This is a genomic window from Microvirga flavescens (genome assembly GCF_003290125.1).
Taxonomy (GTDB): domain Bacteria; phylum Pseudomonadota; class Alphaproteobacteria; order Rhizobiales; family Beijerinckiaceae; genus Microvirga; species Microvirga flavescens.
Genome location: NZ_QMKH01000003.1, coordinates 225,987 through 240,945, shown reverse-complemented (window position 1 = coordinate 240,945; position 14,959 = coordinate 225,987). Strand labels below are relative to the sequence as shown.

Genomic DNA, 14,959 nt, shown 5'->3' with positions numbered 1-14,959 from the left:
TCCTGACCCTAGTGATATGGGTCCGCCGCATCCCGTAATCCATCGCCCATGAAGTTGAAGGCGAGGACCACGATGATCACCGGAATGATCGGGAACAACAGCCACGGGTGCAGCTGCACGGCGACGAGGTTCTGCGCCTCGTTGAGCAGAACGCCCCAACTCGTTATCGGAGGGCGAAGGCCGAGACCTAAGAAGGAGAGGGCGGTTTCACCGAGGATCATGGAGGGGATCGCAAGGGTTGCTGAGGCGATCAGATGGCTCATGAAGTTCGGGATGAGATGGCGCGCGATAACGCGTTTCTTGGAAGCGCCCATCAGCTCCGCCGCCTTCACGAAATCTTCCTCACGCAAGGCCAGTAGTTTCGACCTTACGGCGCGGGCAAGGCCCGGCCAGTCGAGCAGGCCAAGAATGATTGTGATGCCGAAGAAAACGAGGATCGGGCTCCAGTTCGCAGGCAATGCCGCCGAGAGGGCGAGCCAGAGCGGCAGTTCCGGCAGCGAGCGCAGGATCTCGATCATGCGCTGGATGACATGATCGACCCAGCCGCCGATGTAACCGGCGAGCCCGCCGAACAAAAGTCCGAGCGCAAAGGACACAGCAATGCCGAAGATGCCGACGGTGAGCGAGATGCGCGCGCCATAGATGATGCGCGAGAGAAGATCACGCCCGAGCCTGTCCGTGCCGAGGAGAAACATGGTTCCCTCCTTCGGTGGACAGACAAGATGGAAATCCATCGTCTTCAGGCCCCAGAATTCATACGCGTTGCCACGGCAGAAAAACCGCAGCTGCTGCGGCTGTGACCGATCCACCGTGTAGTCGCGCCGGAACGTCTCGAGATTGAACGAGAATTTGTAAGGGTAGACGAAGGGGCCGACGAAGCGCCCCTCGTGCATGAGGTGCACGGCTTGCGGCGGCGCATAGATGAAATCGCCATGCCGCTTCGTCTGATTATAGGGCGCGATAATCTCGACGAACGGGATCATCAGATAGAACGCCAGAAGGATCAGCGCCGAGGCGACAGCCACTTTGTGGCGGCGGAACTTCCACCACATGAGCTTCCACGAGGAAGCGCGATAAAAGCTTTCGCTTTCGCTCCCCACGGGTTCTCCCGCGCCGGGATCGAACGGCATCGGGTCGACATAATGCTTGTTGAGTGAGACCGCTCCGTTCATCGACGAGCCCCCGCCCGAATGCGCGGATCGAGCCACGCCAGAAGAAGATCGGAAATCAACATGCCGATCACCGTGAGCACGGCGACGAACATGAGGATGAAACCGGCCAGAAACTGGTCCTGACCTTTGAGTGCCGAAAGAAGGATCGGGCCGACAGTCGGCAGGCTCAACACGAGCGAGACGAGCACCGAGCCGGAGACGAGATGCGGCAGAAGGTTACCAATATCCGCAATGAACGGATTGAGCGACATGCGGAAGGGATATTTCAGAAGAGCCTTGCGCGGCTCCAACCCCTTGGCTTTCGCGGTCACATAATACTGCTTGCCGAGTTCATCGAGGAGGTTCGCGCGCATGCGGCGGATCATGGCGGCGGTGCCGCCGAGGCCGATCACTAGCGTCGGCACCACAAGGTGCGAGAGCAGCGAGCGGATCTTCTCCCACGTCCACGGTTCGCCCGCGAACTTCGCATCGTACAAGCCGCCGATGGAAACATCGAACCAGCGGTTCATGTAGTAGAGCAGGATCAGCGCGAGGAGAAAGCTCGGGGTCGCAAGGCCGATATAACCGATGAAGGTCGCGATGTAGTCGCCGAGCGAATATTGCCGCGTCGCCGAGTAGATCGCGATGGGGATCGACACGAGGTGAATGAAGATCACCACCGCGAGGTTGACCACGAGGGTCAGCCAGAGCGCGTCTCCCACCACGGCCATCACCGGCTTGTCATATTCGAACGACCAGCCCCAATCACCCTGCAGGAGGCCGGAGAAACCGTTGGGCCCGGGCATGACGCCGAGCCACATCAGGTATTGCTGCCACGCAGGCTTGTCGAGGCCGTATTGCTTGATGAGAAATTCCGCCTTGGCGATGGCGTCCGCCTCGCCTTGCGCCCGCAGCTCCGCGATCTGGTTGGAGAGGAAGTCTCCGGGCGGAAGCTTGATGATGAAGAACACGAGCGCCGAGATGATGAGAAGCGTCACGATCATCGTGGCGAGACGGCGCAGGAAAAACAGGATCATCGGCGCGCCTCTTTGTTCTCGGCCTTGTTCCAGTAAATCTCATCGGTCCGGTAAATGCCGATGAGCGCTGTCGGCTCCCAGCTGTAGAGCGCCTTCTCAGGGATATTCTTCAGGCCGTTGCGTGCCACAATGGGTTGGAGCGCGCCCGATATCGTGCCGATGCTCCATTGGTTCTCGGCGTTGTTGCGCAACATTTCGCGCCACGCCTGCGCCTGGATCTCCGGATCGGCAGTGTTCATCCAGATTGCGTAGAGATCGAGAAGGCGCTTGGCGTCGGCAAGGTCGACGGCTTCGCCGCGGTCGCCTTTCGTCTCCACATACTGCCCCCACTTGGGCCACGAGTAATTATCCTGGCGCATGGGGGCGATCTCCGTCGGCGGCATGATGGCGGTGGGGATCGCGTTGTCGATTCCTTGCGCGGCAACCATGACCGTGAGACCCGCGAAGGAGCGGTTGCGCAGCACCGTGCGGTCCTGCGGCTTCGCGAAGAGCCGCACGCCGATCTCACGCCAGAATTCACCGATAAGGGTCAACCCGTCGACGATGAGGCTGCTCTCCCCGTCCGTTTCGACAACGATTTCGAGTTCACGCCCATCGGGCAAAAGGCGATAGCCCGCACCGTTGCGCTTGGTGAGCCCGATTTCGTCGAGCAGACGCGAGGCCTCGGCGGGATTGTACTGGGCGTTGAGCGTGCGAAGTTCGGGTGAGAAAAGCGGGCTTTCCTCCACCACGGTGTTGTTGCCCTCCGTTCCGAGTCCGAACAGGAGCGCGTTGTTCAATGTCTTGCGGTCGATGCTGAGCGAGAGCGCGCGGCGGAAACGCACATCCCGGTTGAGCTCGCGCCACACGGGATCGACCGTGTTGAGGTTGGGATAAAGCGCGATTTCGCTGCCGCGTGCATAGGGCCACAACAGGGTTCTGTAGTTGTGCGACTTCTCGCCTTCCTTCAGCACCGGCACGTCGCCCATCGAAAGGCCGCGAAAGAGAAGGTCGGTTTCGCCGGCATTGGCCTTGGCCGCAAACAGGCCGCCGGCAGACACATCCATCACCAGGCGGTCGAGATAGGGCAGTTGCTGCCCCTTCGTATCCACGCGATGGTAATAAGGATTGCGCTCGAAGATGAAACGCGTCGCGGGAGCGGTATTGGTAACGCGCCATGCCTGCAGGGTCGGCAGGTCGGGGTTCGTCTGCTCCTTCATGTCATCGAGGCGGTTGTGAAGCGCCGCCCATGATTTGAGCTTTTGCTTCTTGGCCAGCTCTTCGAGCTTCGCCTTGTCGGTATACTTTGCGTGAAACCGCTTGAGGTAGCGCGATGCGCGGAAGATGCCAGGGTCCTGCGGCCCCGCGAGTTGCGGCAGGAAGCGGGGGTTGGGACGCTCCCAGCTGTAACGGACGGTTCGCTCGTCGATGACTTCGAAACGCGGCGGCTTGCCGTTGACCAGCATGAACTCCGGCACGCCGGCGGGCGACAGCTCTTTGTTCTGCGCCACGTCCTCCCAGTAATAGCGGAAGTCCTCCGCCGTGAAGGGCGAGCCGTCCGACCAGCGATGGCCTTCGCGAAGTGTGAAGGTGAAAACGCGCTCATCGGTGACGTCGATCTTCTCCAGAAGATCGGGCTTCAGTTCAAGTTTGCGGTCATAGCCGACAAGGCGCGTGTAGGCGTAGGTCGAGAGGTAACGGATATCGCGGGCACGCGCGATCAACGTCACGATCTCACCGCCGTAACGGCCGATGGTGTCGCCGTGGGTCGTGGGATCGACAACCAGCGGCGTGCGCGGCACGCGCTGGTCCAGGGGCGGCAATTCCTTCTTCGCGATTTTTTCCGCGAAGAAGGGTGGCTCGAGGGACGACTGTGCGAGGGCGGGAAGCGCCGCGAGCATCAGCATTGCGGCAAGGCCGCCGCGACAGGACTGTCCGAGACGATGTGCACTCATCATGCTGCCTCCCGATCCGATTTTGCGCTCACGCGCACCCGATGGCCGGGCTCGACCTCCTTCATCTCGCCGAACTCCGCGCCGGCGAGCCGATAAGGCTCAGGCCATTCGCTGGGATGAGAGAAACGGTCGGTGCGGAGTTTCTCAAAGTCGAGCGGATGATCGAGCTCCGGACTCGGCACGGCGGCGAGCAGCGCCTGCGTGTAAGGATGGACGGGATTGCGGAAGAGCAACGCCTTCGGCGCTTCTTCCACGATATAGCCCCGGCACATCACGGCGATGGTGTCGGCGATGTAATCGACCACCGCGAGATTGTGCGATACGAAAAGGTAGGACAATCCGAGCGCCGATTGCAGATCTTTCAGAAGGTTCAGGATCTGCGCCTGCACAGAGACATCGAGCGCGGAAACGGGCTCGTCGCAGATCAGGACGCGCGGCTCCAGCGCGAGGGCGCGCGCGATGCCAAGTCTCTGCCGCTGGCCGCCGGAGAAGGAATGCGGATAGCGCCGCAAGGCGCGCTGATCGAGGCCGACCATTTCCAGAAGCTGCTTCGCGCGGGCATAGCGCTCGTCCGGCGTGCCGACATTGTGAATGGTCAGCGGCTCCGTCAGAGTCTCATAGACCGTCATGCGCGGGTTGAGGGATGAGAACGGGTCCTGAAAGACGAATTGCACCGAGCGGCGATAGTCGGTGAGCGCACCGCCTTCGAGCTGGTGCACATCGCGCGGGCCGGTGCCGTCATCATAAAGAACGCGCCCGCTATCGGGCTGAAACGCGCGCATGATGATTTTGGAAACGGTTGTCTTTCCGCAGCCGGATTCGCCGACAAGCCCTAAGGTCTTGCCGACAGGCAAGGCGAGGTTCACCCCTTTGACTGCGTGGATTGTGCGTGTACGACCCGAAAACCAGCCTGAGCGCATGGTGAAGGATTTAGTCAGGCCTTCCGCCTGCAAAATCGGCCCGGCTTGCGGAGTGCGCTTAGGCGTTGCCGTCGCAAGAGTTGCGCTCTTGATCTCGCGGATCGGTGTCAGCCTCTCGTTCTCCTTCATGTCGAAGCGCGGAACAGCGCGCATCAATGCCTGGAGATAAGGATGCTGGGCACGACGGAAGATGTCCTCCCGCGAGCCTGCCTCCATCACCCGCCCGCGATACATCACCACCACCTCGTCCGCGACGTTTGCCACGACACCGAGATCGTGCGTGATGAGGAGAACGGACATGCCGGTTTCGGCCTGCAGTTCCTTGATGAGTTCGAGAATCTGCGCCTGCGTCGTCACGTCGAGCGCGGTCGTCGGCTCATCGGCGATGAGAAGGGCGGGCTTGGTAATCAGCGCCATCGCGATCATCGCGCGCTGGCGCAGGCCGCCAGAGAGCTCGAACGGATAGGTGCGCAGCGCCCGGCGCGGATCGGGAAAGCCGACGCGCGCGAAAACTTCCATCGCCCGCTTGTCGGCCTCAGCCTGCGAAACCTTGGCATGGACGATGAGAGCCTCCGTCACCTGGTCGCCGATGGTGTGCAGCGGCGATAGGGAGGTCATGGGCTCCTGAAAGATCATCGCGATCCGCCCGCCGCGCAGGCGGTGCATGGCGGCGCTCTCGGCGCCGAAGGCTGTAATGTCGAGGGGAGGCAACCCGTCGGTCGGATCGTCGAACAGGATTTCGCCGCCGACAATGCGGGCGGCTTTCGGCAGGATCTGGAGGATGGCCTGAGCCGTCACGGACTTGCCGGAGCCGGATTCGCCGACGAGGGCAACTGTCTTGCCCTTCGGGATGTCGAAGGCCAGCCCGTCCACCGCGCGGAACGTGCCGGAATCGAGGTTGAAGTCGACCTTCAACTGGCGAATGGAGAGAAGCGGTGCGTCCATGGACTCCCCCGACAGACCGGTGCCATCACCAATCATAGCGTACCATTCCTCAACGTTGAGCCATTTTCATCCCAAAATGCTGTGCTCGCAAACACAAAGCCAACATTGTTGCGCGACAGATGGTCCAGAAGGCGCTCGCAGAAGGTCCAGACCGCCTCGTCATGCACAAGGTGATGGGTCAAAAGTCCTATCGGCTCTTCCGCATCTGCAGCGCCCTGGCTGCGGCGCATGATGGCCGCGGCCAGGGTGGCGATGAGAGCGTCCGGTTCGATCAGGCTACGGGTGCCGTGCCAGTCGATCGGGTCGATGTGGGTGTTGATCTGAAGAAGGCCGGGTGCGGGTTCCGGGCGAGTGCGGTCACGGAACGTGGAAAGGCCGCGAAAGCCGAGCTGGCCGAGGCTTTGGACGAGACTGGGCGAGATCCGGTTCCACGGTGGAACGAACACCGGAAGAGCCTTCGCGCCGAAAGCCTGACGTGTCAGGCGCAATCCTTCCAACACGTCACGCTTCATGAATTCGAGGGGGCGATGCTCCCCGAACTCCGCCTTCTTCTCGCCCGCCGGGGCATGGCTGCGATGGGTCAGGCCGTGGACGAGGATGTCCACTCCCTGCTCACCTTTCACGCGCTCGACGAACGAAGGTTCGATCTTTCCGGGGATCGAGGCGAGGGCGATGCCGGTTGCATAGCGGGTTGATAAAGACAGAAGCCGGTCGAGCTGGGACGTATGCGCCACCGCATCGTCATCACGCCACCAGAATAATGGTTCGATGTTGCTGGCTCGCGTGTGTCGCAAGGCGTTTTCCACCGGAGACCAGTTCCAGCGCAGATGCGTTGCGGAGGCGCGGGGAATTAGTTTTTCGATCTGGGCGACGCTCTCTCTTGCACCGTCGAGCGCGACAGTGAGAGGAGCGACCTTAGCTTTTTGCAAAACAGAGCGGATGGCGGTTGCGAGAGTCTGAGGCGTCAGATCGTCCTCACTGACAATCTCGGCCTGGCCGCGCTCCTTCAATTGCTCAGCGCGTAGTCTCTGTTCCGTCTCGTGTCCGGCCTCGAAGGGCACGAAGACAGGGGAGGGGCCGGTGCGCAAGATATCGACAACGGTGTTGTAGCCGGCCTGGCTAACGGAGATTTCGGCCCCGGCAAGAAGCGCGCGAAAGTCGGGCCGCGCGCGTTCCACGCTGACATGCGGCGGCGCCGATGCGCGGATGTCATTGAATGTGGTCTCGTCGAGCCCGTGGCCGATCAGAATGCGCCACGGTCGATCCGCAATGCTCTTGGCTGCTTCGACAGCGGCGCGATAAAGCGGCAGGCTTGCGGCGCTCGATCCGCCGGAGACGATAATTCCATGCCGTTGTGCGCCCGCTGCAACCTCGCCACCGTCATCCACATAGCCGGTGTAGCGCAGAAGCGGATGTAACGTGTCATCCACGGGCCAGGAGGCATCGAGGGAGATCAGGCTTTCATCCCCGTGCACGAGAACGGCATCGTAGAAGCGCGCCAGTCGCTCCTGAAATTCGGCAAGTTTATCCGGCTTCGCCGGTGCGACGAGAATGTCGCGTATCGAAGAGGCGATCAGCGGGCGAGGCTTCATCGCCCTTGCTTCTTCCAGAATGGTCAGAAATTCGCCCGCCAGAACGCGCCGCCCGAATGGGAAGAGTTCGGTGATGACGCAATCCGGTTTTGCTGAGTGCAGCGTTTCGAGAAGGAGAGCCTTACGCGCGGCTATGCGCTCTTCTCCGACAGGGCGGCCTTCCTCGTCGAGCAGGGTCCTGAAGTCCGCGCCCTTTGTGCGTACGGGCGGCAATTGCACGAAGGTCACGCCCTCGCGCGGGATCAAGGTCGAAGGCATGCCGCCCGAGACAAGGGTTGTGTCATGCCCATGCGCCGCGAAGGCGCGCGCCAGAGCCGCCGCGCGCGTCAGGTGCCCGGCTCCGAGAAGATGCGTGACGGCGATCAGGACACGCAAGTTCGCGCTCCCTCCATCGACAGAAGAGGCATGAGCCCCGCTTCAAGTCGCGCCGCTGCCTGCTGCAAGCTGCGGCTTTCGAGAACGAACCGTCGCGCGGCTTTGCCGAGGCTCATCCGTCTCCCGTTGTCGTGGAGAAGTGCGGAGACCGCCTGTGCAAAGGCGTCCACGTCTCCGGGAGGAGTCAAAAGACCGGTCGTTCCATCCTCCACGACGTTCGCGACGCCGCCATAGGCTCCTGCCACGACAGGGCATCCGAAAAGCTGCGCCTCCAGTAGAACCATGCCGTAAGCCTCGTTCACCGCAGGCCAGAGAAAGAGGTCGGCGCTTTCATAGAGCGACCTGAGAAAACCTCGATCCTCAACAGCGCCATGGAAATGCACACGATCCCCAAAGTCCGAGAAGAGGTTCTTCACGGTATCGCGCGCCTCGCCATCTCCGACAATGTCGAGCCGCCACGGTGGCGAAACACGCGTCAAAGCATCCGCGAGAATGCGGTAGGAGGCGAGCTTGTCACCTTCCCGCATCATGGCGACAGTCAGGAGCCTTGCTTCCGCACGCTCGTGCCGAGCGGGGTGAGATGGCGCGTCCCACTCCTGCGCATCGAGGAAGGGCGGAAGGCTGATGAGCTTTTGCCCTTCGGGTCTCGCGCGCTCGAGCGCGACGCGGTCTGCATCCGTCATGACGAAGATCGCATCGGCCCTGTCGAGTGCCGATTCCGCTCCGTGATGCGCGAGAGCCCACGGCCCCTGCGCGCGCTTTGCGGCGCGCGATCCTTCCGCGACGACATAAGGAATGTCGAGCGCGTCCGCGACACGCGGGCCGATCCAGTCGGGAGCCTTGTAGTAGACGTGATAGGTAAACCAGAGGCGCGGCCTCTCACGCGCGGGCAGAGCCTTGTATTGCGCGATCAGGCTATCTGCCTCTTGCTCCGACGCATCACGGATCGCCGCTTGCTTGGGTGGGTCGCCGTCCTTGTCGAGTGTCCGTAGCTCGCTTGCAAGAAACGGAGAGAAACCTGCCCGGTCGAGCGCTTTCATGAAAAGGCGGGCCATCGTCCGGTCTCCCGAGGGAGAGGGATGATCGGGGCTCTTCAAGGGAGCATAGAAAGCAACCCGCAAAGCACTCACGCCGCAACCAGATCCTTTGGCGCATCGGCGAGAGAGAGGAACCGCCGCTCAAGCTCGTCGATGCCGCCTTCCATTGAAAAATCTCGCCGCAGCCGCTCGTATGCCGCAGCGGCGAGCATGGTGCGTCGCGCCGGGTCGCGCGCCATGAGATTGAGTGCGTTTGAAAGCGCCTCCCAATCTCCCGATGGGACGAGCGTCGCCTCCTGACCGTCGCGGACGAATTCGGGAATGCCGGCGAAGTCGGTTGCGGCGATGGCGAGCTTTTGGCTGGCGGCTTCCATCAGCACATTCGGTAAGCCATCACGATCGCCGGATGACGCGCTTTTCGACGGCAGGACGAAGAGATCCGCTTCGCGCAGCAGCGCGATCACGTCGGGCTGCGCCTTGGGGCCGAGGAACGCGACCTTGTCGGCAACGCCGTTCTTCTGCGCGAGGACTTTCAGGTGGTTCAGCAATTCGCCGCCGCCCACATGGGCAAACCGCCAGTGGAGATCGGGCGGCAGGGCGGCGAGGGCCTGGATGAGATCGCCGAAGCCTTTCTTGGCGACCGCACGGCCGACGCTGACGATACGGATCGGGTCGGCTGGATTGCTGCCATCGCGAGGCGGTCTTGCTTCGGGCGGTGCAGGAAAGCGTGATAGATCGAGCCCGTGATAGACCAACGACACGCTGTTGTCGGTGGGTGCGAGATCGCGCAGATGCTGCGCGCCCTGAGCGGTGCAGGTGACGCCCCACAATGCGGCGGAAAGCTTCTCGCGCTTTTCCCAATCCGGCGTCGTCCAGATGTCCTTGGCGTGGGCGGAATAGGTCCAGGTGCGGCCCGACAAAAGCGCGGCGTACCGGACGACGGACGCGGGCGTGTGAAGATAGTGAACATGCAGGTGCCGGATGTCCTCCGGCATTTCCCGCGCCATCACGAAAGCCTGCCCCAACCGGCGGACGCGGTTGGCGGTCATGTCTCGCTTCAGGTCGCGGAAAAATGTCGCCATGAGTTCCCCGAAGCGCGGGCTGCGCAAGGCCGCGAGGAAGCCGCGAAAAACGCGGATGGGATCTTCATAGAGATATTCTGGCAGATAGCGGACCTTGGCCCGGATCTTCCTGTTCATCGGATGGACGGCTCTCTCCGTCGGGTGCCGCAGCGACCAGATTTCGAGATCGACGCCACGCTCTTCGAGCGCGAGAATTTCCTGTGCGATGAAAGTTTCCGAAAGGCGTGGGTAGCCTTTGACGACAACGGCGATGCGTCGGGACGCTTGGGGAGACATGATGAACGCTACTCGGCCGCCTGCTGTGCGGCGACGAATGTTCTTTGGGTGTTGAGAGGCGCGCTCAACCGCTCGGTGATCCTGTCCAACCCATCGAGAAGGCCAGGGATGATGACTTCGGACGGGCGTGGCTGGCTTGAGAGGTCCCGCAGGGCCTGCACCATCCGCTCCGGCGTCCGGGGGGCATTGTAATCGCTCAACATGCGCACCAATCCAAGCCGCTCCGCCTCGACCGCGCGAATGTATTGCTCGAGGCGCGGCCTCGTGCGCGGGACGATCAGGGCACGCTTATCAAAAGAGAGGATCTCGCAGAAGGTGTTGTAGCCGCCCATCGCGACGATGGCGTCGGCTTTTTTCATCAGGCGCTCGATCTTGTTGTCGAAGGCGATGGCATCGAGATTGTCGTGCCGGGAGATGCGCTCCATGAAGGAGCGCCGGATGTCCCGGTTGATGAAGGGGCCGAAGAGGATGACGGCGGGCATCTCCAGCCCGGGGTCGTTCTCGTAAGCCGAGATCACCCAGTCGATCATGTCGTCGCCATCACCGCCGCCGCCCGCTGTCACCAGGATGAAGGGGCGTTTCGTGATTCTGGGGTAGCGTGTGAGGGAAGGCGTCGACGGCACCTCCCGGCGCAGGTAGCCGGTATAGATGATGCGATCCTGCGCCTCTCGCGGCAGATCGAGAGCCGCCAGCGGCTGGTACACGTCCTTGAGGCCATAGACCCAGATCTCGTCGTAATAGGCGATGAGCGCCTCCTTGGCGTCCTTGCGCTCCCATTCCGGCACCAGAAGCGCCGGCTCGTCCATGACATCACGGATGCCGAGCACGAGGCGGCAATCGGTGTTCTTCAGATACTCGAGGGCGGGCATCACCTCGCCACGAAAGCCGGTGGGCTCCTTGTCGACGATGAAGACGTCGGGCTGAAAGGACTTGGCTGCCTGCAGGATGAGTGCCTGCCGAAGAGTAACGGCCTCATCCAGAGGAGTATTCAGGTTCAGGCTGCGATAGTCACCATTGGGTAACTTGGTTACTCCAGGGATCCGAATGTAATCGACGCCGCTGCCGAACTCGAAGTTGCCGATGACCGGCGACCCGGAAATGATAACGACGGACGCGTCCGGCCACTTCTCCACAATCGCATTCGCGATGGCGCGGGAGCGACGCAAATGGCCCAACCCAAAGGTATCGTGGCTGTAGATGAGGACTTTCGTGCCTTCCGGCCTGCGGGGTGAGGTCTTTACCAAGGGTGAGCCCTTCTCCAAGTCCATGATCGAGGCTACCATCTGGAGGAAACCAGACGATACTGCACCTCACGATATCGTTACTTAGTAACGCTGCGTGATGCCCTAACAGTATGGAGCTAACGCGCCACTCAAAACTGGAAAGAGGGAACGCGCAAGAGGCTATCGATGGTATTGGCGACCTAATGGAAAAAAGCTTGTTCCGTTATATCTGGCAGCACTCGCGGCGCGAGCAACTGCTCGTGTGCGCCGTCGTGCTCGTCTCGCAGCCGTTTTATTTCTTCTCGCTCGATCTGCCCCGGCGGATCGTGAACGAGGCGATCCAGGGCCAGGCCTTCCGGGATGGGCAGACGACGGCCACGTTCCTGAGACTCACCCTCGATTGGCCTGCGTGGCTCGGAGGCGGTTCCATCGAGCTCTTCCAGGGCTTTCAGGTTGGCCGTGTCGGATTATTGTTCGGCCTTTCGACGCTGTTCCTCGTGTTCGTCCTCATCAACGGCGCCTTCAAATACTGGATCAATGTCGCCAAGGGAGCCTTGGGTGAGCGCATGCTGCGCCGCATGCGGTTTCAGCTTTTTTCGATGGTTCTTCGTTTTACGCCCGATGCCCTGCGCACGGTCAAATCGTCCGAGACCGCGACGATCATCAAGGACGAGGTCGAGCCCATCGGGGGGTTCATTGGCGATGCCTTCATCACGCCCGCCTTCCTCGGCTTTCAGGCGCTGACGGCGCTCATCTTCATCATCGTTCAGAACGCCGCGCTCGGCCTGATGGCGCTTGCCGTCATCGCCGTTCAGTTCACGGTCATCCCGCGCTTGCGGCGCGAGCTTTTGAAGCTGGGTCGGGAGCGCCAACTCGCATCGCGCGAGCTCGCGGGGCGCATCGCTGAAGTCATGGACGGCATGGAAGTCGTGCACGTTCATCAATCGCAGAGTTGGGAAAAAGCTGAGATCGGTCACCGCCTGTTCGATCTTTTCGACCTTCGCCTCCAGATTTACAATCGGAAGTTCATGGTCAAATTCCTCAACAATCTTTTGGCGCAGATGACGCCGTTTTTCTTCTATGCCATCGGCGGCTATTTCGCCTTGCGTGGGACGTTGGACATCGGTCAGCTCGTCGCTGTCATCAACGCCTATCGCGAATTGCCGCCGCCCTTGAAGGAGCTGATTGATTGGGACCAGCAGCGTCTCGACGTACAGGTGAAATACGATCAGGTCGTGCAGCATTTCACGCCTGAGAGGCTGCTCCCCGAGCACGAGATCGAAACGGTGGAGGATGTGCCTCTCGTCGGCACCATGCAGGCGAAGGACCTCGTCATCACAGACACGCACGGCAGCACGCTCATCGAGAACGTATCGTTCGAAATCAAGCTGCCTGCCCATGTGGCGTTGATTTCAGATGGCGCCGCGGCAGCGAGCTCCGTTGCGCGTATCATTGCGATGCAGGTTCCTTCGTTCAGCGGAAGCCTTCTGCTCAACGATCACGATCTGCGCCTTCTTTCGCCTTCCATCATCGGCCGCAGGCTCGCTTATGCGGGCGTCGATCCGATCATGTTTCCGGGAAGCATTCGCGACAACATCACCTATGGCATCCGCTGCAAGCCGAACGGCAATTTCGACGCTGCCAAGCGGGAGGAGGTGCGCCGGATCGCCGAGGCCTTGCGAACCGGCAATCCCGTCGAGAGCATTTCCAGCGACTGGCTCGATTATGGGCTCGTCGGCGCGAAGGATGCCGACGATCTCGATCGCATCATGATCGACCTTCTCAACCGCGTTGGCATGGAGCGGGATCTCTACCGCTTCGGCCTTGCCGGACAGCTCGACCCCGAGCGTTATCCGGACATGGCCGGGCGCATCGTGGAGGCGCGCCGGCGGCTGCGCGTGACATTCCAGGCCAACGGCATGGCGGATCTCGTCGAGCCGTTCGACATTCATCGTTACAACGATCAGGCGACGATTGCGGAAAATCTGCTCTTCGGCGTGCCGACATCGGAAGCCATGACAGGTCGCAACCTGGCGCAGAACACCGAGTTCCGCCGCACGCTCGACAGGGCTGGCATCCACGATGACCTGACGGAGATGGGGCTCCAGATCGCCGAGACCATGACCGAGATCTTCGAAGGCATTCCTCCCGGCCATTCCCTCTTCCAGCAATTCTCGTTCATCGACGCTGATGAGATCGACGACTTCGAGGAAATCCTGCGCCGGCACGCACGCGGGCCTCTGACCAAGGACGATGAGATTAGGCTTCTGGGTTTGCCTCTGGCCTATATCGAGGCCCGCCATCGTCTCGGCCTTCTCGACAACAGTTTGCGCATGCGCTTCGTGCGGGCGCGAGGCCTTGTGCGTGAGATGCTGGAATTCGGCGGTAATCCGGGAGTCGATTTCTACGATCCTGACAAGTTGTGCGCCGCAGCACCCTTGCGCGACAATTTGCTTTTCGGGCGCGTGAGCTACAACATCGCTAATGCCCGGGAGCGAGTGGCTCAGGCGATTTCGGCGGTTGTTGGTGAATTGGGTCTTCTTGAAAGCATAGAGCGGATCGGTTTGGACCATCAGGTCGGCACGGCGGGCCGGCTTCTCGACGCGCAGCAGCGTGCGGGCGTCAACCTCGTTCGTTGTCTGGTCAAGAAGCCCGACATATTTGTCCTGGACGGCGCTCTCACGTCCTTCGATGAAGGGCGGGCGCAGATGCTGATCGGGGTTTTGTCGGAGGTGTGCGAGGGGCGCAGCCTGTTCATGGTTCTTCCCAACGACAGGCAGGCCGAAGCCTTCGATATTCTCGTGCGTTTTCGTAAGGGACGGGTTACGACAGAAGAACGCCATCCGACGGTTCTCGGCAAAAGCGGGGTTTCCGAAGGCGAGCGAATGGCGGGAGGGGTGGTATGACGCTGGAAACCGAGGTTCAATCCTTGCGGCAGGTTCCGATGTTCAAGGACATCGATCCGGCCCGCCTCAAGTTGCTCGCCTTCACGAGCGAGCGTGTTCAGTTCGCGGGCGGCCAACGCTTCTTCGCGCAAGGGGATATGTCCGACGCCGCCTATGTCATCCTCGACGGGCGTGCCCATGTCATGCTCGATACTGCCCACGGCGAAATCAAGGTGGCGGATCTCGGCCACAACGCTCTTGTGGGCGAAATGGGAATCCTGTCCGACTCTCCCCGCTCCGCGACCATCGTCGCCGCAGAGCAGACGACCGCCCTGCGGATCGACAAGCGCGTTTTCCTGGAGCTGTTGGCGCAATTTCCGCAGATCGCCCTGGCCGTTATGCGCGAGCTGGCCGACCGTCTCGAGCGCACGAACGCGCAATTGGCAGCCCAGTCCAAGGCCTGACGGGGACCCCGAGGCTGCCGTTACAGCCAAGCTGACCG

The 14,959-nt window shown here is 61.5% G+C and carries 10 protein-coding genes; 2 read left to right on the top strand and 8 right to left on the bottom strand.

The features are described from left to right. Window positions 1–8: 8 nt before the first annotated feature. The 8 genes from DQW91_RS08430 to DQW91_RS08395 form a co-directional block, all read right to left on the bottom strand. Entirely contained in the window at window positions 9–1,172 is a 1,164-nt protein-coding gene (locus DQW91_RS08430) for an ABC transporter permease (protein WP_112663156.1), read from the bottom strand. Continuing rightward, entirely contained in the window at window positions 1,169–2,188 is a 1,020-nt protein-coding gene (locus tag DQW91_RS08425) for an ABC transporter permease (RefSeq protein ID WP_112663155.1), read from the bottom strand. Before DQW91_RS08425 ends, DQW91_RS08430 begins: the two co-directional genes overlap by 4 nt. Next, window positions 2,185–4,122: an ABC transporter substrate-binding protein gene (locus DQW91_RS08420; protein WP_198411824.1), complete on the bottom strand. Its 1,938-nt coding sequence runs from the start codon at window positions 4,120–4,122 to the stop codon at window positions 2,185–2,187. The genes DQW91_RS08425 and DQW91_RS08420 overlap by 4 nt, the downstream gene beginning before the upstream one ends. Beyond that, a complete protein-coding gene (locus tag DQW91_RS08415; protein WP_112663330.1) occupies window positions 4,122–5,987 on the bottom strand; it encodes an ABC transporter ATP-binding protein in 1,866 nt (621 codons plus the stop codon). The genes DQW91_RS08420 and DQW91_RS08415 overlap by 1 nt, the downstream gene beginning before the upstream one ends. Before the next feature lie 32 nt (window positions 5,988–6,019). Next, window positions 6,020–7,954, bottom strand: coding sequence for a glycosyltransferase (locus DQW91_RS08410; protein ID WP_112663153.1), 1,935 nt, complete (start codon window positions 7,952–7,954; stop codon window positions 6,020–6,022). Next, entirely contained in the window at window positions 7,942–9,009 is a 1,068-nt protein-coding gene (locus DQW91_RS08405; protein ID WP_112663152.1) for a glycosyltransferase family 4 protein, read from the bottom strand. Before DQW91_RS08405 ends, DQW91_RS08410 begins: the two co-directional genes overlap by 13 nt. 71 nt (window positions 9,010–9,080) lie before the next feature. After that, a complete protein-coding gene (locus DQW91_RS08400) occupies window positions 9,081–10,349 on the bottom strand; it encodes a glycosyltransferase family 4 protein (protein WP_112663151.1) in 1,269 nt (422 codons plus the stop codon). Window positions 10,350–10,357: 8 nt separating this feature from the next. Then, entirely contained in the window at window positions 10,358–11,617 is a 1,260-nt protein-coding gene (locus tag DQW91_RS08395) for a glycosyltransferase family protein (protein WP_112663150.1), read from the bottom strand. A 170-nt stretch (window positions 11,618–11,787) separates the two neighbouring features. Between DQW91_RS08395 and DQW91_RS08390 the strand changes: the two genes are divergently transcribed. Together DQW91_RS08390 and DQW91_RS08385 are read left to right on the top strand one after the other, a co-directional pair. Further along, window positions 11,788–14,478: an ABC transporter transmembrane domain-containing protein gene (locus DQW91_RS08390; RefSeq protein WP_245410955.1), complete on the top strand. Its 2,691-nt coding sequence runs from the start codon at window positions 11,788–11,790 to the stop codon at window positions 14,476–14,478. Beyond that, the gene (locus tag DQW91_RS08385) at window positions 14,475–14,921 is read left to right on the top strand and encodes a Crp/Fnr family transcriptional regulator (RefSeq protein ID WP_112663148.1); all 447 of its coding nucleotides are present in this window, start codon (window positions 14,475–14,477) and stop codon (window positions 14,919–14,921) included. Before DQW91_RS08390 ends, DQW91_RS08385 begins: the two co-directional genes overlap by 4 nt. Window positions 14,922–14,959: the final 38 nt, after the last annotated feature.

What these genes read in the sequence shown, in the direction of transcription:
- DQW91_RS08385 (WP_112663148.1), top strand. Translation starts at nt 14,475, where the DNA reads ATGACGCTGGAAACCGAGGTTCAATCCTTGCGGCAGGTTCCGATGTTC.
- DQW91_RS08425 (WP_112663155.1), bottom strand. Translation starts at nt 2,188, where the DNA reads ATGATCCTGTTTTTCCTGCGCCGTCTCGCCACGATGATCGTGACGCTT.
- DQW91_RS08415 (WP_112663330.1), bottom strand. Translation starts at nt 5,987, where the DNA reads ATGGACGCACCGCTTCTCTCCATTCGCCAGTTGAAGGTCGACTTCAAC.
- DQW91_RS08430 (WP_112663156.1), bottom strand. Translation starts at nt 1,172, where the DNA reads ATGAACGGAGCGGTCTCACTCAACAAGCATTATGTCGACCCGATGCCG.
- DQW91_RS08400 (WP_112663151.1), bottom strand. Translation starts at nt 10,349, where the DNA reads ATGTCTCCCCAAGCGTCCCGACGCATCGCCGTTGTCGTCAAAGGCTAC.
- DQW91_RS08420 (WP_198411824.1), bottom strand. Translation starts at nt 4,122, where the DNA reads ATGAGTGCACATCGTCTCGGACAGTCCTGTCGCGGCGGCCTTGCCGCA.
- DQW91_RS08405 (WP_112663152.1), bottom strand. Translation starts at nt 9,009, where the DNA reads ATGGCCCGCCTTTTCATGAAAGCGCTCGACCGGGCAGGTTTCTCTCCG.
- DQW91_RS08395 (WP_112663150.1), bottom strand. Translation starts at nt 11,617, where the DNA reads ATGGACTTGGAGAAGGGCTCACCCTTGGTAAAGACCTCACCCCGCAGG.